A 17,771-nucleotide genomic window follows, 5' to 3' on the forward strand; every position below is an offset into this window, starting at 1 on the left:
GGAAGTAGCATCACCCACTACAGCGTCTTCAGATACTCGATCAGATCGTAGCGCTCGTTATCGTCCTTGAACACGCGACCGATCACGCCCGGACGTTTTTCCTCGCCCGGCTTGCGTTCGAAGGAATGGCCGAGCACGCTGTTGCCTTGGATTGGATCCTTCTCCGACCCTGCCGAAAACTCGGTTTCACCCGTCTTGCACTTCTCGTCGGCGGTGACCGCAAAGCCGACGGTCACGGGATCATAGTCGCGGCGGCCCATGCAGAATTTTTGCGGGCGCTCGCTTGCAGGCTTCAGCAGCCAGTAGAGAGACGGCACCGAACCGTTGTGCAGATAGGGCGCCGTTGCCCAGATGCCGTTCAGCGGCCGTGCCCGATAGCGCGCTCCCCCCACCGGATTGAGGCAGTTCTTGCGCGCGAGATTCCACAATTTCGCCCGCTCGGCGTCCGGAGTCTTCTCGTCGTCCATCCATTTGCGGGCGACGAGATCCACCACAGTCATGAGTCCGAGCGCATACACCATCTCGGTCGGCGAGCTCGCGGTCGAGACGTCGCATTGCCACCATTTCTGGAGGTCGGCCGTATCCACCTTGAGGAAGCCGGGCACATCGACGATCCTGTTGCTGAGCACGAGCGACTGTTCGGGATCCGTCTTGATCTCGTCGAGGGGGATCGTCACCGCGTTCAGCACCTTGCTGTCGCCGCTCGGCTCCCAATGTCTCGACGACCAGAAAGCCGGAGTGTCGATCGCCGGCAGATGGCAGCCTGAACACATTTCGGCGTAAATCTTGCGGCCATTGTCGACCTTCTTCTGATCGAGCCTCCAATTGTCGCCAAGGATCTGCGAGGGCCATTTCGGCGCAAGCAGGCCGCCGAACTTCGGACCGGTGGAGGGATCTGCCGTCGTGAACGGATCTGGCCCCCTGAGCATGTCCTCGATCCAGCCGAGCGTGTTGATATGGACCGAGGAGCGCCACAGCCTGTCCTCCGGATAGGCGTCGGACAGGTTGAGCAGCGCTGTCACGCCGAGGGCTTCGCCGGCGTTGCGGATCAGCGGCTGCTCGATCGAGGCGTCGTACTGGGCGAACTTGAACCAGGGCACGGTCCAGATCGGGGGATAGCTGACCGGGGCGTCCTGGGCGTGCAGGTTCTTCTCGAATCCCTTGATCCCGCTCAGCGCGAGATCCTGCGAAAACACCTGATTGCCGATGCGATTGAGAGCGTCGAGGCGACCGAACCCTTCCTCGGTGTCACTCTGCTGCCTGCCGTTCCAGGTCTTCTTGCCTTCAATCGTCTTTTGCTGGGTTTGCGCCCAGTCGATCAGGAAGTTGCCGATCGCGCTGAGCTTCTGCTTGAGCGCGGCGCGGTCAGCCTTGCTGGCATCGGGGCCGAGCACGCGATCGGCGAAGCGCTGGAAGCGGAACGGCACGTAAAGCGTGTAGGCGATCGACAGGCCGGTGGAGAGCTCGAGCTTCTTCAGGTCGGTCATGGCCGGGCCGCCGTCGAAACGCACGTCCACGCCCTGGTAGTGGATCTGGCCGGTATGGCAGGCCGCGCAGGTCAGCCCGATCTTGTCCTCTTCGCGCCGGCCCGTCGCGGGATCGCTGACACCGGTCATCCGTGCGAAGCCGACCGGCAGGCCGTCGACGTTCTCCGCCGGCGTCCACCTAGTCGACCAGTCCGGCACCTGCGTCGTCTCGTAGACATTGGCGTAACCGAAGCGGCGTAGTGACGTCGCATCGGTCTGGATCGACTGCGGGCTCGGGATGAACCCGAAGCGCTCGAGATAGGCGCTGTCCGTCATCATGCCCGGCCGCGAGAACAGATGCAGGCGCGGCTGCTCCAGGGCCATGAACCATTCATAGGGCACCGGGAAGGTCGCGGTGCCCTGGCTGGCATGGTGAAACCAGTGCCTGTCCTTCAGCGACCAGTTTTGCTCGAGCCAATAGGCCGCTTTCGTCTCAGGGGCCGTGGGCAAGGGGGGCGGCAGGAGATTCACGAGAATTCCCTTTTGCGGTAGCATGGCGCGCACCTGGTCGGGGAATTCGGCGACCGCAACGAGCAAGGCAAGACCGAGGGCGACGAGCAGGGCCGTAACCTTGAGCGCGCCCCGCACCACGCGCTGGCAGGTCGACAGCACCGGCTGAGATTCGAGCCGCTGGTTGATGCGAGCAGGGAATTGCCGCTCGTTGGACAGAGTGCGCACGTCGGCCACGCTGAGATAGCGGTCCTCACCCGCGCCCTTGCCCACGATCTTCAGGAGGATCGGCCATTCGAACTTCATCAGCAGGGGGTAGTACCAGCGCGCGGCGCTGCCGGCGCGCTTGAGGTTGTCGCGCATGAAGACGCCGATTTCCGAGGCGTTGAGACCGGGCTCGGAGCCGCCGCCGTTCGGATCCTGGTAGTTCCGGCCGAAGCTCGCAAACCGCGCAAGCTCGTCCTCATCGACCGTGCCGTCGACGCCGAGGACGCGCGAGCCGGCACCGCGCTTGTCGAGAGGGCCGCCACGCAACGCATCGAGCTGCGCGCCCGAAAATATGCTCTTCAGGATGTGACCGAGACCGTTGGCGATGAGCGCGACGCCGCGGACCTGGATGCGGGCCGAGACCTTCTTTAGCCCGGTCTCGCCGCTCGCATTCGCGATCGTTTGCGACAGCGTGCCGAGCGGGACGGTTCCGCCGTCAATAAACCCTTCGCCGACGAGGCCGCGCAGGAATGGACAGGGATTGTTCGGCGAGACCTGGATCGAGGGGTCGAAGGGGGGCTTCGGAGCGGAGTCATGCATGGCCCAAAATCCTGAAAACGGCGAATCGTGAAATAAAGACGCGGCGATAGAGCGCGGAAAGTCCTGACAAACCGACAACACGTTATACTACTTCAGCGTGTAGTGGAGTGTGGCTGAAGTCACTGTCGTGTCAATAAAGGCAGAGGGGACATTGCCGCGTGGCCGCGGCTGGCCCTCAGGATTCGGCGACGCGTTTGACGTCGCTCGAGACCAGGGTCAGTTTGCCGACCGGCACGCCCGCATTCAAGAGTCCGGCGCGGTAATGGGCGAGGTCCTCGGGCCGCTTCCAGTGGAAATTGCGCAAATGGCGGTCGACATTGAGAGTCGGGTAGTTATCCATGAGCACGCGGGTCGCCTCGATCGCCTCGTCGGCCCGCCCCAGTTGCGCCAGCGCTGCGGCGCGGATCGCCAGCGCCTGCAAATGGTTCGGGTTGATGTAGAGCTGTTCCCGGGCCCATGACAGGGTCGCGTCATATTGGCCCAGCAGATAATGGCTGAAGGCGTTCAGTGCGGCCCATTGGTAGCGCGGATCGCTGTTGTCGCGCTGTGCGGCCATCGAGAACAGCTCGATCGCCTCGCGGTGCTCGCCGATGGCGAAATGGCAGATGCCGAGCACGCCGCGCGCGCCGTTGTCGTAGGGGTTGAGCGCGACGGCGCGCTTGGCGGCGTCCATCGCGGCCTCGTAATGGCCCTCCAGCGCGTGGGTCCAAGACAGAATCGAGAACGCAAATGACGAGCGTGGGTCGAGCCGGACACTAGTTTCGGCAAGCTTCATCGCTTCGGCCCACATCTCGCGCGTGCCCTTGACCCAGCCGAACTGGATGCTCTGGATCTGGATCGTGGCGAGATAGGCATGTGCAATCGACAGCTTGGGCTCGAGCCTGATGGCCTCCCGGAACAGGTCGACGGCGATGGCCAGGTCTTCCTTGGTTTGCCGATAATAGTGCGACAGCCCTTTGAGGAAGCGGTCCCAGGCGGTGACGTCGGTCGAGAGCCGCGCCGGCGCCGAGGCCTCGGCCCGGACGATCTCGGTAGCGATGGCGGCGGACAGGTTGGTGGTGATCTCGTCCTGCATCGCGAAGAGATCGCCGATGTCGCGGTCATAGCGGCCTGTCCAGAGCTGCTCGCCGGTCTCCGGCGCGATCAGCTCGGCGGTGACGCGGATCTTGGCTCCGGCACGCCGCACCGAACCCTGGATCAGATAGCTAGCGTCGATCTCCCGCGCGATCAGGCGGGTGCTGACGTTGTTGCCCTTGAAGGCGAAGGTCGAGTTGCGGCTCAGCACGCGATAGAAGGATTGCAGCGACAGCGCGTGGATCAGATCCTCGGTCAGGCCGTCGGAGAAATACTCGTCCTGTGCGTCGCTGAGATTGGCAAAGGGCAGCACGCCGACGATCGCGGTGCGATACTGCTGCGAGAGGGCGGATGCCTCCCTCAGCGCGGGCGCAAGCGCCGGTGCACCCTCAGGCGTCCAGGTCCAGACCCCGATCGGATCCTTGATGTTCTTGAAGCGGTGGTTGCCGGCATCGACCAGCGGCACGGTGAGATGCTTGCTGGCCTCCTTGTAGGCCTTGGCCGAGATCGCGAAGCCGCCGGGGCTCGCCACGGCTTCGAGGCGGACGGCAATGTTGACATCATCACCGAAGACCTCGTCCTCGTCGGCGATGACGTCACCCATGTGGATGCCGAGGCGGAACTGCATGGCGCGATCGGCGGGCAGATGGTGATTGCGCTCAGCCATCAGCGTCTGCATCGCGATCGCGGCCTCGGTGGCGCCGACGATCGAGGGGAACTCCAGCAGGAAGCCGTCGCCGGTGTTTTTGACGACGCGGCCGCCGTGATTGAGGATGATGGGGTGGATAGCGCTGCGATGGGCCTTGAAGGCGGCATGGGTGCCGGCCTCATCGGTGCCCATCATGCGCGAATAGCCGGCGACATCGGCGCAGACAATGGCAGCCAGACGTCTTTCCATTCCGGAGCTCCAAGAGACTTGCAAGAGACTTGGAAGAGATCGAGGACCGGCCACGGCGTGGCAGTCGCTCGAATCCCCGCATTCAAGAAGCATTCCTTATAGAGCAGATGAGGCCGAGCGAAAGTATGATCCGCATTGCAAATTCGAGGTAAATCGTCGGCAATCCCGGCGGTGGACGAACCCACTAAGCCGCCTTCTGGGGACGACGATTGGGCGGCGGAGGCACGTCACACATGCTGGGCATTCACGAAATCTGGCTTTTCGTCCTGTCGGGCGTGCTGCTCAACATCACGCCGGGGCCTGACACGGTCTATGTGATCGGCCGCAGCATGCAGCTGGGCTGGCGAGGTGGCGCCGCGGCGGCGCTGGGCATCAGTTGCGGCTGCTTTTTCCACGTCGCGGGCGCCGCGATCGGCCTTTCGGCCCTGCTGATGGCTTCGTCGACCGCGTTCTCGATCCTGAAGCTGGTCGGCGCGGCCTATCTCGTCGTGACCGGGCTTCAGATGCTGTGGTCGCGCCCGGTGCTGGCCTCAGCCATCGACGAGCCGGTGCACAGCTCGCTGCGGCGGGTTTTCCTCCAGGGCGTGTTCACCAACGCGCTCAATCCCAAGGTCGCGCTGTTCTTCCTGGCCTTCCTGCCGCAATTCGTCGCAGCCGACTCGGCGCACAAGCCGCTCGCCTTCCTGACGCTCGGTCTGATCTTCATCTGCACGGGAACGCTGTGGTGCCTGGTGCTGGCGGCGTTCGCGGCAAAGGCCGCCCACCGCTTGCGGAGCTCCGAAGGCGCGGTCGCCTGGGTCAACCGTGTCCTCGGCGGCCTCTTCGTCTATCTCGGCGTCCGCGTCGCCATGCTGGAGACGCGGTAACTTCTTTTACGCGAATTCCTTCAGCAGCGCGCTGCCGGCGAGATAGAGGCCGAGCAGGATCATCGCGATCAGGAACCAGCGGCGAAACGCTTCCGCCGGCATCCGCGCCCGCACCGTTTGGCCGATGTACATGCCGGCAAACGCGCAAGCCATGCCGACCGCGCCCGGCACTGCGTTGGCCGGCGTCAGCAATCCGCCCGCGGTGAGATTGAAGGCGAGCGCCAGTGTCGCTGTCGTGAAGAACACGCCGAGCGCCTGCACCAGCTCGTCCTTCTCCATGCCGATCGCCTGCATGAACGGCATCGAGGGGATCACCTGCACGCCGGTCGAGGCCGAGATCACGCCGGTTACCAGGCCGACCACGCCGCCGACCCATTTCTCGTTCTTTGGCGCAACGTGAAACTGGAATTTGTTCAGCCCGATGATCGCGTAGATGACGAGCAGGATACCGAGCACGATCGTGCCGTAGCGCGCATGCGGGCCAGTGAGCGCACCGGCATTGAGCCAGCACCCGATCACGGTGCCGATCATCAGCGGCCACAGCCGCCTCAAGATGTCGCGCAAATGGGGGCCGACAAAAGTCTGCCAGATGTTGGTGACGATGGCAGGCACAATCACGATGGCGATCGCGCGGCTGGGCGCCATGCTCACCGCGAGCAGGCCCATTGAGACCGTCGGCAGGCCGAGCCCGACCACGCCCTTGACGAATCCGGCGATCAGGAAAACGGCGGCGATGAGAACGAGGAGCGGGTCGATCATATCTGCACATTGACCGATGCCGCGCGCCGGCACAATCTGTAGCTTACGGAGAAAGCCTTCGTCCGGAACGAAGGCTAAAGGGACCCGGGATGCGCTTCGATCTCGTCGACCTCCAACTGTTCATCGCAGTCGCCGACCAGCGCAGCATCACCCGCGGCGCGGAGCGCTCGCATCTGGCCCTGGCCTCGGCCAGCGCGCGCATCAAGGGGCTGGAGGATGCGCTCGGCGTCGCGCTGCTCAAGCGCGGGCGCCGCGGCGTCGAGTTGACCTCGGCCGGCGAGAGCCTGCTCGATCACGCCCGTCTCGTCATCCACCAGATCGACGCCATGCGCGGCGATCTCGCCGGCTTTGCCAGCGGCGTGCGCGCGAGCGTGCATTTCCTCGCCAATACGTCCGGCCTCTCGGAGCATCTGCCGAAGGCGCTCGCCGGCTTCCTGCGCGAGCACAGCGACGTCGCCATCGACATCGAGGAGGGCGAGAGCACCGACATCGCGGCTGCGATCACTGCGGGCGCGGCCGATCTCGGCTTCGCAGCCGAGCACGCGCTGCCCGATCATATCGAGCGCTTCGCCTTCAGCGAGGATCGCCTGACGCTGGTGACGTCCAAACGCGGCCCGTTCGCCGGCCGCCGCGCGATCGATTTCCAGGAGGCGGGCGCTTGCGACTTCGTCGGGCTCACCAGCGCCACCGCGCTCCAGGTGCATATTTCGAAGCACGCCGCCCGGCTCGGCATGCGGCCGCATTACCGCGCGCGCCTGCGCGATTTCGATGCGATCTGCCAGATGGTCGCCGCCGATGTCGGTGTCGCGCTGGTGCCTGAAGCCGCGGCCCGCCGCTGCGCAAAACTGATGCCGCTCGCCATGGTCCGCCTGCGCGATACCTGGGCCAACCGCAAACTCGTGATCTGCGCGCGAAGCTTCAAGACGCTGCCGCGCCCGGCGAAGATGCTGGTGGAGCATTTGCGGTCTGCGGCGATGTGAGCTCTGCGCTACTTCGCAGTCTCCACGCCGGCGTCCTTGATCACCTTCGCCCATTTCTTCATCTCGTCGGCGATGAATATGCGAAAATGCTCCGGCTCATCGCCGACAAGCGTCGCGCCCTGGGCGGCGAGCTTTTCCTTCACCGCGGGATCCGCCATCGCTTTCGTGGCCAAATCATGCAGCGCGGTGACGATCTCCTTCGGCGTGCCCTTCGGCGCGACCATGCCGTACCAGTTCTCGATGCGGAGATCAGGAAAGCCGGCTTCGGCCGTGGTCGGCACGTCAGGCGCCGTCGGCGAGCGCTCGGCCGAGCCGACCGCGATCGGTCGCAGGGCGCCCGCCTTGACCTGCGGCAGCAGCACGGGGAGATCCAGAAACGTCATCTGCACCTGCTGGCCCAGCAGATCGTTCACGGCCGGCGCCGCGCCGCGATAGGGCACGTGCACGATGTCGATCCTGGCCGTCAGCTTGAACAATTCACCGGCGAGATGCGGCAGGCTGCCGGGGCCGGAGGAGGCGAAATTGAGTTTTCCCGGCTGCGCCTTGGCGAGCACGATCAATTCAGCGACGTCCTTTGCGGGGACGTTGGTGGAGACAACGAGCATTTCCGGTACGGTCGCAACCAGAGTCACCGGCGTGAGGTCGTTCAGCGTATCGTACGCGACCCGCTCCATGCTCGGGCTGATCGCCAGTGCGCCGGCGCTGGAGATCGCGATGGTGTAGCCGTCAGGTGCAGCCTTGGAGACGGCATCGGTCCCGAGCACGCCGCCCTGGCCGCCGCGATTGTCGATCAGCACCGGCTGCCCTGATAGCTCCGATATGCGCTGGCCGATCACTCGCGCGATGATGTCGTTGGGGCCGCCAGCCGGGAACGGCACGATCAGCTTGATTGGCTTGGTCGGGAAATTCTGGGCGGAGGCGAGCGTCGGAAACAGAAGCAAGGCCGCGAGAAGGAGCGTGCGCGGGTTGGTCATGCAGGCTCCTGTATCGCTTATCCGTTGAGCAGTTTCAGTGCTTCTTCGTGAACCCTGGCGTCGCCGGCTGCGATGATGCGGCCGCCGCCCTGCGCCGGCTTTCCTTCCCAGGTGGTGACGACGCCGCCGGCGCCGGTCACGATCGGGATCAGGGCTGCGATGTCGTAAGGCTTCAGCTCGGTCTCGACCACGAGATCGACGTGACCTGCCGCCAGCATGCAATAGGAGTAGCAATCGCCGCCATAGCGCGACAGCCGCGCGCCCTTCTCGATGCGGCCGAAGATGGCGCGGTCGCGCTCGTTCATGAGCAGCGGGCTGGTGGTGTAGGTCGTCGCCTCCGACAGCGAAGCACAGCGCCGAACCTGGAGCCGGCGCTCGCCGGACGGGCCTTTATAATGAGCCGAGCCGCTGTCGCCGGAAAAGCGTTCGCCGATGAAGGGCTGGTGCATCATGCCGTACACCGGCGTGCCCTTGTGCAGGAGCGCGATCAGCGTGCCCCAGATCGGAAAGCCGCCGATGAAGGATTTGGTGCCGTCGATGGGGTCGAGCACCCAGACATAGTCCGAATCCTCGCGCTCGTTGCCGAATTCCTCGCCGACGATGCCGTGCTGGGGAAAGTTGGCCTTGATCAGACGCCGCATCACCGCCTCCGCGGCGCGGTCGGCCTCGGTCACGGGGTCGAAATCCTTGGTCTTGCTCTTGTCCTCGATCGACAGCGAGGTGCGGAAGAACGGCAGGATGGTTTCGCCGGAGGCGGTGGCGAGCCGTCCGATGAAGGCGGAGAAATCGATCACCGTCACGGCGTGTCCTCAAAAAGCGAAAGTCGGGTGAAGCTCACTCCTGCCTAGCTCAAATCGGAAGGATCGTGCAGCGCTGTCTTGCTTTTCCACCCTGGTATTTTGGATGCGGGAAGCGTTCGCCTCGTCGAAGACACCCGCTGGGCAAATATCGAACATTGAGTTGAAACCTTAGTTCCGGATCTGCCTTGTTCGTATGCAAATGACAATCAACCCATTGAAATTCCTTATCAAAGGAACTGAATCTGGGTTTCTCTGGAAGCAACCGAGCTATGTCCGCATTGCATGGGAAACTGCTCGAAAGCTCTTGCACTTTGTGCGTCGCGGCCGCATATTGTTGCGGTGCGGTAGCGCTTCTCGCGTTACTGCTGCCCTCCTTGGGCGTTTCCTCCCTAGACTTGGGCCGCTTCTTCATTAGAAGCGGCCCTTTTTTCTTTCAGCCTCTCATTTCTTTCAGCGTCGGCTTTCATTTCAATGCGCGCCGCGAAACGCGCTCGCGCTAATCGCACCGAACATAATCTGTTCGAAGAAAACGTTGCGCCTATTCCGCCGCGGCCTGGAACGGGCCGAGATCGCCGAACGGGACCGTGGTCGCCAGCACGTCGGCGAGCACGCCGAAGTCCGACGCCACTTGCGCAAAGCGCGGGCTGCGCTCGCGCCGCCGCTCGTCCATGTAGATCGCGCGGTTGAGCTCGAGCTGCACGGCATGCAGGCCACTGGCCGGGTTGCCGTAATGCTCGGTGATGAAGCCGCCGGCATAGGGCTTGTTACGGCCGATCGAATAGCCGAGCCCGGCCAAGGTCTCCTCGACCCGGTCGGGCAATAGCGGCGTGCAGCTGGTGCCGTAGCGGTCGCCGATCACGATGTCGGGCCGGCGCGGCTCGTCGCGGGAGACGCCGACCGAGGGCATCGAATGGCAGTCGACCAGCACGACGGTGCCGAACATCTGGTGCACCTTGTTGATCAGCCGGCGCAGCGCGCGATGATAGGGCTTGTACAGCGTCTCGATCCGTCCCAGCGCGTCGTCGACCAGGATGCGCTCGCGATAGATCTCCTGGCCGTCGCCGACCACGCGCGGAATGGTGCCGAGGCCGCCGGCGACCCGCATCGAGCGGGTGTTGGCAAAGCTCGGCAGGCGCCCGGTGAACATCCGGGGATCGAGCTCATAGGGCTCACGATTGACGTCGACATAGGAGCGCGGAAAGTTGACCCGCACGGTCGGAAAGCCGCGCTCGCTGAGATGGCCGATCAGCTCGTCCATGAAGGAATCTTCGGAACGTCGCAGCGTCGGCAGGTCGATCCTGGAGGCGCTGAGGAATTCGTCCGGATAGGTCGAGCCGGAATGGGGCGAGTTGAAGATAAGCGGCGCGCGCCATTGCGCGGGCTCAACGATCTCGAAGGCTGGCGACTTGTCGCCGTCAAACCGGGTCATCTTCTCAGGCTTCGTCCCTTGGTGTCAGGCTTCGTCCTCTGCGCCGCACGATCCAACAAGCCCGGCACAGGCCTCAACACATGATTCGGCCGATCGGGCGGCTCTTATGTGTCGTCATTGTCCGGAATCGCAACCATCCTGCCAAGCGAAAAGATGAGATCTGCGCTGGAACATGTCTTAACCCTGCGGGCAGCGAGGTGGGGACCGGCAGGTCCGGCTCGATTGCTTCGTGCCGTATTCCGGTTCACAAGTGTCCGGCGGCGCGAGCTGCGAAGGGTAAAGATTTTCACCCCAAATTTACCCTCCGTCGGGCTTAGTGACCTCTGCTGATATCCTCTGGGGATTCGACATTTCCGCCATGCCAAAGATCCTGCTCGCCGAAGATGACAACGACATGCGCCGTTTCCTGGTCAAGGCGCTGGAAAACGCCGGTTTTCAGGTCTCGTCCCACGATAACGGCATGGCCGCCTATCAGCGGCTGCGGGAAGAGCCGTTCGAGATGCTCCTCACCGACATCGTGATGCCGGAGATGGACGGCATCGAGCTCGCCCGCCGGGCCTCGGAACTCGACCCCGACATCAAGATCATGTTCATCACCGGCTTCGCCGCGGTCGCCCTGAACTCGGATTCGGACGCCCCCAAGAACGCCAAGGTGCTGTCCAAGCCCGTGCATTTGCGCGAATTGGTCAGCGAAGTGAACAAGATGCTGGCGGCCTAAATCGGCCCCCTTCCGTCCTTGCACCGGCTCCCCTGAGCCGTTATAGGGACCCGACCCGATCTAGACGACATCTAGGGCGCGTAGCTCAGCGGGAGAGCACTACCTTGACATGGTAGGGGTCACAGGTTCGATCCCTGTCGCGCCCACCATCCTTCGCTCGCGAAGCGAGTGAAGGATGCCACGCCGAAGCCCAAAGAGCCCAGGCGGGCTGCCGCCGCGAGCTTCGGCTCGGCAAGCCACCAATCTCGTTGAGAAGCGTGTCCGGCGTAGCTCGAAGAGCGTACACGGACTTTTCGTCGAGACCTCGGTCCGGCAAGCCACAATCTCCTATAGCAACACTGATGTGCTACCGTCGTCTCGGACGCGGGGCCGCCCATGAGCATTTCCGTCATCGAGCAAGCAAAGATCCAGGCGCAGGTGCTCGTGCCCCTCGTCAAGGCGCTTCAGGCCGAGCTCGGCGAGGTGCGCGCCAACGCGCTGGTGCGCAAGGCGCTCGGCGATCTCTATCGCGATTTCGGCGAGGAATTCTGGAAAGCCAAGAACGAGAGCGATCTCGGCAAGGCGGTGTCGTCGGCATTCAAAACCTACGCCCGCGACGATGCGCTCGCCTATGAAGTCATCGAACAGTCGCAGGATTCATTCGCGTTTGACGTCACGCGCTGCGCCTATGCCGAGTTCTACAAGGCGCTCGGCGAGCCCGAACTCGGCTTTCTCCTGATCTGCACCGCCGACTTCGCGACCGCGGAAGGTTTCGGCTCCGACATCAAGCTCACGCGGACGCAAACGATCATGCAAGGAGCCGGTCATTGCGACTTCCGCTACCGGCGCGATGGAGAGGGGTCACAGTGAGGAACTCCAGATGATGCGGGTGAGCTGTTTTGCGGTGGCCGCGTTGGCGCTGATTACGTCGCGCGCTGATGCCGCGACCATCGACTGGCAGGCCGAGCTGCAGCGCTGCCGCGCGCTGCGCGAAAACGTGGCGCCGTTGCTTCAGGCTGGCGAGGGGATCTCGGCGGTCGGCCGCTCCAACAGATCCGTGCGTCGCTGCATATGGATCCAGCGCATGGCGGTACGCAGGAAAATCCCGGGCGCAGAGACGTGGTAGCGCGCGCACCTCTCAGGGGGCGCCTTCTTCGGCCCGCGCAGCAGGTCCTTCCATGACCTCGCGGGAACGTATCTTGTCGGGCTGAATCCGCACCGCCGTCTACTGCGAAGCTGCGCAGCCTTGATCCGTAACTTGCCGCCTGCCATTGTTCGATCCTTCACCGCGGCTGACCTGGCATTCGGCAAAACTGTATCGGTTAGTGGGACGTGGAAAGAAGGCAGGTTACCGAAATGAGTAGCGTGAACAAGCCGGGCGGCAACTATTTGCCGGTGATCATCCATAGTGGAATTGCGTATGTCAGTGGTCAGTTGCCGCGTCGCGGCGAAGACCTGCTGTACTCAGGCAAAGTCGGGGCGGGTGTCGATGTCGCCGCCGCACAGGAGGCTGCTGCACTCTGCGCTGATCTCTGCATTTCGGCCATCAATCACGCCACCGGGGGAGAGGACAAGATCGTCCAGATCTTGCAGCTCGTTGGATACATCGCCTCGGCCCCTGGATTTACGCAGCAATCGCAAGTCATGAACGGCGCCTCCGACCGGCTGATCGAGCACCTAGGTGATCGCGGTCGTCACACGCGTACATCCGTCGGCGTCGCCGAGTTGCCGCGGGGCGCACCGGTCGAGCTGAGTATGATTGCCGCTGTTCGGTCGTAGCTGGCATGTTCGCTCGCTGATCGTCAGGTTCCGAAGTCCGCACTTTGATGCGTCTCGACGAAACACGGTCTATTCGACCAGATACTTCTTCACCGCCGCCTCGTCCCACGCGATCCCGTTGCCGGGCTCCTCGCTCGGCAGCGCAAAGCCGTCCTTGATCTGCAAACGGGTCGCGAGCACCGCATCGGCCCAGTCGACATATTCCAGCCAGTGCGCGGTCGGCGTTACGCAGAGCAGATGGGCGCTGACTTCCGAGAACAGATGCGTTGACATCTCGATCCCGGCGGCGTGAGCCAGCGCGGCGGCGCGCAGCCAGCCGGTGACGCCGCCGATACGCTGCACGTCCGGCATCACGTAGTCGCAGGCCTCGGCGGAGAGCGCGGATTGCATCGCGAACGGGCTATCAAAATTCTCCCCGATCTGGACCGGGGTGCGCAGCGCATCCGCGATACGGGCGCAGCCCTCATAATCGTCGTGACGGATCGGCTCCTCGATCCAGGTCAGCCCCTCATCGTCGAGCATCTCGCCGCGGCGGATCGCCTCGCTGACCGTCAGCGCCTGGTTGTAGTCGCACATCAGCGTCACGTCGTCGCCGACGGCCTTGCGCACCGCGCGCACCACCTTCAGGTCTTCCCGCGCATCGGGGCGGCCGACGCGGATCTTTGCGGCCTGAAAGCCCTCGGCCAGCAGCTTGTGGGCTTCCTCCACCGCGGCACCAACCGGCATGATGCCGAGCCCCTTCGAATTGTAGGCCCTGACCGGTTTCGGCGTGCCGCCGAGCAGGCGCGCCAGCGGCAGGCTTCGAGCGCGTGCCAGCGCGTCCCATGCCGCCATGTCGATGCCGGATTGCGCCAGCCGCTGCAGGCCGGCCAAACCCAGGAGCGTGAAGCGCTGGGTCAGCTTGCGCTCGATCTCCAACGGCAGCAGCTCGTCGCCGGCGACGAGCTCTGACATTTCCGTAACCATCGCCGTCAGCGGCTTCAAGGCCGATGGGGTGATCGAGAACAGATACGCGTGCCCGGTTGCGCCGAGGTCAGTCTCGCAGTCGATCAGCACCAGCGGCGCCTTTGCGACAGCCCCGGTCGAGGTTTTGAGCGGGAGGTTCATCGGCACGATGACGGCGCGCGCATTGAAGCGCTTGATGCGGATGGTCTCGGTCATTTGGTGGATCTCCCGGCGAAGTGAATGGAAGTCAATGCCGATCTTAAACATTCGCCATGAAACGAAAAGCCGCTTGGCGCGACCACCATAAAATGGGGTTGCGCGGGAGCGCGTTTATTGGCTCTGTGCCGCAAATCCCCCGGGATCAAGACAAGAACGCTCATCACGGAGCCAAAGAGTGAAGCAAGAGATCTCCGAAGAACAGCGCAAGAGCGGCATCCTGACCGGTGCCGCGATCGTCTTCCTGCTGCTCGCCCTGCCGCTGGCCGTATGGCTGGATCTGACGGAGCTGAGCAAGACGGGGCTGCGCCGGCAGGCCGTCGATCTCAATTCGGTCATTACCAGCGTGCGCAGCTACTACGCGTCCAACGTGGTCGGTCGCATCCTCGCCAATCAAAATGGCTCGACAAAGGTCGCTCACAACTACGAATCCGTTCCCGGCGCGATCCCGATCCCGGCGACATTGTCGCTGGAACTCGGGCGGGTGATCGGGGCGCAGCAGGAAAACATCACCTACCGTTTCGTCTCGGACTTCCCGTTCCAGAACCGCGCCCCGCACCAGCTCGACAAGTTCGAGAAGGATGCGCTCGAATCGCTTCGCAACGATCCCGAGCAGAAGATCGTCGAGACCGAGACCTCGCTGTTCAACGACAAGGTCCGGCTGATCGCTCCTGTCACGATGGGCCCGGCCTGCGTTAGCTGCCACAACAGCCACCCCGAGAGCCCGAAGAAGGACTGGAAGGTCGGGGACGTCAGAGGCATCCAGGAGGTGATCATCGCCCAGCCGATCGCCGCCAACATCTTCTCGTTCAAGTTTTTGCTGGCCTATTTTCTGATCGCCGCCGGCAGCGGCCTGTCGTTCCTCTCGCTGCAGCGCCGCCAGGCCAGCCGCATCAAGGGCATGAACAAGGAACTCGAATCCGCCAACGACTTCCTCGCCTCGCTCTCGATGAAGATCTCGCGCTACATTCCGCCGCAGGTCTACCGGAGCATCTTCTCCGGCCAGAAGGACGTCACTATCCACACCGAGCGCAAGAAGCTCACCATCTTCTTCTCCGACATCCAGAACTTCACCGCGACGGCGGAGCGACTCCAGCCGGAGTTGCTGACGCAGCTCCTCAACGAATATTTCACCGAGATGTCGGCGGTCGCCCACGAATATGGCGGCACCGTCGACAAGTTCATCGGCGATGCCATGCTGATCTTCTTCGGCGATCCCGAGACCAAGGGCGACCGGGCCGACGCGCAGGCTTGCCTCCAGATGGCCTGGCGCATGCAGCACCGCCTCACTGAGCTCAATGCGAAATGGCGCGCCTCCGGCATCGAGTTGCCGTTCAAGGCCCGCATGGGCATCAATTCCGGCTATTGCAATGTCGGCAATTTCGGCAGCAGCGACCGCATGGACTACACCATCATCGGTGCCGAGGCGAACCTCGCCGCGCGCCTGCAATCGATCGCCGAGCCCGGCGGCATCGTGCTGAGCTACGAAACCTTCGCGCTGGTCAGCGACATTGTCCGCGCCCACGCGCTGCCCGCGATCACGATGAAGGGCATCAGCCGCGAAGTGATTCCCTATTCGGTCGACGCGCTGAACGACGCGGCGGCCGAAAGGAGCGGGATCATCACCGAGCGTGCGCCGGGGCTGGAGCTCTATCTCGACCCCGCGGTGGTGAAATCCGGCGACGCGGCGCGGGTACGCTCGCTGCTGGAGAACGCGCTGGCCTCGCTGAAACCGGCGTGAGGACGAACAGGCTTTCCTGATTGAGCCCCCGTTGTGGCCGCGAGGAAGGTCTGCCATCTCTCCCGCTTGCGGGAGAGGGCTGGGGAGAGGGTGTCTCCTCAATGGGAGAGCCCCCAAGCGGAGAGAGCCCTCACCCGGCGCTTCGCGCCGACCTCTCCCGCAAGCGGGAGAGGTTTTAGCCGCGGCGCTGTTGCTTCACTCACGCGCCTCACCTCAACTCACCGCGCCGCGCCGCGCCTTCCGTAAACGCCGTCTCGATCACGTCGCCGAAGGGTTGCCAGGAACGGCCGTCGAACTGGACCAGCCGCATCTGCCTGATCGGCAAATAGCTGGTTGGCGAGGTGCTCATCCTGATGTCGGGCAGGGCGACCGAGGGCTGATAATTCTTCAGCGAAGCAGCCTGACGCATGATGTTCTCGCGCGAGAAATCGTCGCCGCATTGCTTCAGCACCTGCGTCAGCGACTCGGCTGCGGCATAGCCATAGAGCGCAGCGCTGCTGTTGGTGCTTTCGTCGTGATGGTACTTGTCCATGAAGGCGAACCAGTCCTTCATGGCGGGATCGTCCTTCCATGCGGGATCGCTCGGGTCCTTCAGGAAGGCCGCCGAGATCACGCCGGAGGAATTCTCCAGGCCTGCGGGCGCCATCGCGTTCGCGATCGAGGCGGAGGCGTCATTGACGATGAAGACCGGGCGCCATTTCATTGACGCTGCCAGCTTGATCACCTTGGATGCCGTCGACGGCACGCCGAGAAAGACGAAAATATCGGCGCCGGCGCGCTTGAGGATCGACACGTGTCCGTCGAGATGCTCGTCGGCAATGTCGAAAGCGATGTCGACGAGGACGAGACGGTTCAGATCGCCAAGACCTTCCTCCATGCCCTTGAGAAGCGCACGCCCGAACTGATCGTTCTGCCAGAGCACCACGATCTTCTTCCTGGGATAATAGGCTTGGAGATAGTTGGCGTAGATGCGCCCCTCCGACCGGTACGACGGCTGCCAGCCCATGGTCCAGGGAAACGCCTTGGCCTGGCTCAGCTCCTCGTCGCCGGAGGCGACGAACAGCTGCGGGATCTTCTTCGCGTTCAGATACCAGCGTGCGGCGAGATTGCCCGGTGTGCCGAACGAGCCGAACATCAGATGCACGTCGTCCGTCTCGACCAGATTGCGGGTCAGCTCCAGCGCGGTGGTCGGATCGGAATTGTCGTCGCGGGTGATGAAGCGGATCTTGCGGCCGTTGACACCGCCGCGCGCGTTGATCATGTCGAAATAGGCGGCTTCCGCCTGGCCGATGGCGCCAAACTCCGAGAGCGGCCCCGAATACGGCATGACATTGCCGATGCGGATTTCTTTGTCGGCGGTGGGTTGATCGGCGCGTTGCTCGGACATCGCGCCGAGCGACGCGAACGCGATCATCGAAACGAACATCATCCTGCCGGTGACGCCCATGCTCAACACCTTGTCGTTGGCCCCCAACGAGGTCGGCTCACTCCGCAGCAAGACGAGTTGATCTACGTCAAGCGTTTGTCAAAGCTGTGGCCGGATGGCGCGCTTCGACGGGGCGCCTGTTGAGTCCGACGGAAAGCGGCAGGCGTGCTGACGCGCCGACGATCGAGAGAGTCCCCGTGTGGCCCCTCTCCCTAACCCTCCCCCACAAGGGGGGAGGGAACGCAGTTGTGCGTATCGCTGCTTCAGGTGATCACAATTGGCTTTGGCTCTGTGAGCTCATCGAGCTGGTGAGCCCTATTTTCACCCGGGGCACACTGCGCTCCCTCCCCCACAAGGGGGGAGGGCGGGGGAGAGGGGTAGCCCAGCAAAAGGAGTGTGTCTTA

Annotated in this window: 15 protein-coding genes and 1 tRNA gene; 8 read left to right on the forward strand and 8 right to left on the reverse strand. The window is 63.5% G+C overall.

What is annotated here, in order from left to right; translation table 11 throughout:
- Window positions 1–17 precede the first annotated feature (17 nt).
- Both AC0L3P_RS27650 and AC0L3P_RS27655 read right to left on the reverse strand, forming a co-directional pair.
- Entirely contained in the window at window positions 18–2,783 is a 2,766-nt protein-coding gene (locus AC0L3P_RS27650) for a di-heme-cytochrome C peroxidase (protein WP_473306803.1), read from the reverse strand.
- Window positions 2,784–2,958: 175 nt separating this feature from the next.
- Window positions 2,959–4,755 (reverse strand): adenylate/guanylate cyclase domain-containing protein, encoded by a 1,797-nt coding sequence (locus tag AC0L3P_RS27655; protein ID WP_473306806.1) that lies wholly within the window; start codon window positions 4,753–4,755, stop codon window positions 2,959–2,961.
- A gap of 233 nt (window positions 4,756–4,988) precedes the next feature.
- Between AC0L3P_RS27655 and AC0L3P_RS27660 the strand changes: the two genes are divergently transcribed.
- Entirely contained in the window at window positions 4,989–5,621 is a 633-nt protein-coding gene (locus AC0L3P_RS27660; RefSeq protein ID WP_354208312.1) for a LysE family translocator, read from the forward strand.
- Between the two features lie 6 nt (window positions 5,622–5,627).
- Here AC0L3P_RS27660 and AC0L3P_RS27665 read toward each other — a convergent pair whose 3' ends face one another.
- The gene (locus AC0L3P_RS27665; RefSeq protein ID WP_473306809.1) at window positions 5,628–6,380 is read right to left on the reverse strand and encodes a sulfite exporter TauE/SafE family protein; all 753 of its coding nucleotides are present in this window, start codon (window positions 6,378–6,380) and stop codon (window positions 5,628–5,630) included.
- A gap of 89 nt (window positions 6,381–6,469) precedes the next feature.
- Here AC0L3P_RS27665 and AC0L3P_RS27670 point away from each other — a divergent pair, with 89 nt between their 5' ends.
- A complete protein-coding gene (locus AC0L3P_RS27670) occupies window positions 6,470–7,360 on the forward strand; it encodes a LysR substrate-binding domain-containing protein (RefSeq protein WP_473306812.1) in 891 nt (296 codons plus the stop codon).
- An 8-nt stretch (window positions 7,361–7,368) separates the two neighbouring features.
- On the opposite strand, the gene AC0L3P_RS27675 is transcribed toward AC0L3P_RS27670, so the two are convergent.
- The 3 genes from AC0L3P_RS27675 to AC0L3P_RS27685 form a co-directional block, all read right to left on the reverse strand.
- A complete protein-coding gene (locus AC0L3P_RS27675; protein ID WP_473306815.1) occupies window positions 7,369–8,334 on the reverse strand; it encodes a Bug family tripartite tricarboxylate transporter substrate binding protein in 966 nt (321 codons plus the stop codon).
- 17 nt (window positions 8,335–8,351) lie between these two features.
- Window positions 8,352–9,134 carry a histidinol-phosphatase gene (hisN, locus tag AC0L3P_RS27680; RefSeq protein ID WP_473306817.1) on the reverse strand — a complete coding sequence of 261 codons (783 nt, stop codon included), beginning with the start codon at window positions 9,132–9,134 and terminating at the stop codon, window positions 8,352–8,354.
- Window positions 9,135–9,672: 538 nt separating this feature from the next.
- Entirely contained in the window at window positions 9,673–10,563 is an 891-nt protein-coding gene (locus AC0L3P_RS27685; protein ID WP_473306819.1) for an N-formylglutamate amidohydrolase, read from the reverse strand.
- A 358-nt stretch (window positions 10,564–10,921) separates the two neighbouring features.
- Here AC0L3P_RS27685 and cpdR point away from each other — a divergent pair, with 358 nt between their 5' ends.
- The 5 genes from cpdR to AC0L3P_RS27710 all read left to right on the forward strand — a co-directional run bounded on the left by cpdR (window position 10,922) and on the right by AC0L3P_RS27710 (window position 13,039).
- Window positions 10,922–11,281 carry a cell cycle two-component system response regulator CpdR gene (gene cpdR, locus AC0L3P_RS27690; RefSeq protein ID WP_007597092.1) on the forward strand — a complete coding sequence of 120 codons (360 nt, stop codon included), beginning with the start codon at window positions 10,922–10,924 and terminating at the stop codon, window positions 11,279–11,281.
- 74 nt (window positions 11,282–11,355) lie between these two features.
- Window positions 11,356–11,430 (forward strand) — tRNA-Val (locus AC0L3P_RS27695).
- Window positions 11,431–11,656: 226 nt separating this feature from the next.
- Window positions 11,657–12,130, forward strand: coding sequence for an L-2-amino-thiazoline-4-carboxylic acid hydrolase (locus AC0L3P_RS27700; protein ID WP_473306822.1), 474 nt, complete (start codon window positions 11,657–11,659; stop codon window positions 12,128–12,130).
- 10 nt (window positions 12,131–12,140) lie between these two features.
- Window positions 12,141–12,386, forward strand: a complete 246-nt coding sequence (locus tag AC0L3P_RS27705) for a hypothetical protein (protein ID WP_473306824.1) — start codon at window positions 12,141–12,143, stop codon at window positions 12,384–12,386.
- A 230-nt stretch (window positions 12,387–12,616) separates the two neighbouring features.
- Entirely contained in the window at window positions 12,617–13,039 is a 423-nt protein-coding gene (locus AC0L3P_RS27710) for a RidA family protein (protein ID WP_473306828.1), read from the forward strand.
- 69 nt (window positions 13,040–13,108) lie between these two features.
- Here the strand turns inward: AC0L3P_RS27710 and AC0L3P_RS27715 are convergent, their stop codons facing one another.
- Window positions 13,109–14,200, reverse strand: a complete 1,092-nt coding sequence (locus AC0L3P_RS27715) for an enolase C-terminal domain-like protein (RefSeq protein WP_473306832.1) — start codon at window positions 14,198–14,200, stop codon at window positions 13,109–13,111.
- Window positions 14,201–14,378: 178 nt separating this feature from the next.
- Here AC0L3P_RS27715 and AC0L3P_RS27720 point away from each other — a divergent pair, with 178 nt between their 5' ends.
- Entirely contained in the window at window positions 14,379–15,941 is a 1,563-nt protein-coding gene (locus AC0L3P_RS27720; RefSeq protein ID WP_275171023.1) for an adenylate/guanylate cyclase domain-containing protein, read from the forward strand.
- A 208-nt stretch (window positions 15,942–16,149) separates the two neighbouring features.
- Here AC0L3P_RS27720 and AC0L3P_RS27725 read toward each other — a convergent pair whose 3' ends face one another.
- A complete protein-coding gene (locus tag AC0L3P_RS27725; protein WP_473306838.1) occupies window positions 16,150–17,388 on the reverse strand; it encodes an ABC transporter substrate-binding protein in 1,239 nt (412 codons plus the stop codon).
- Between the last annotated feature and the right edge of the window lie 383 nt (window positions 17,389–17,771).

The sequence above is a fragment of the Bradyrhizobium sp. WSM4874 genome (genome assembly GCF_055811835.1).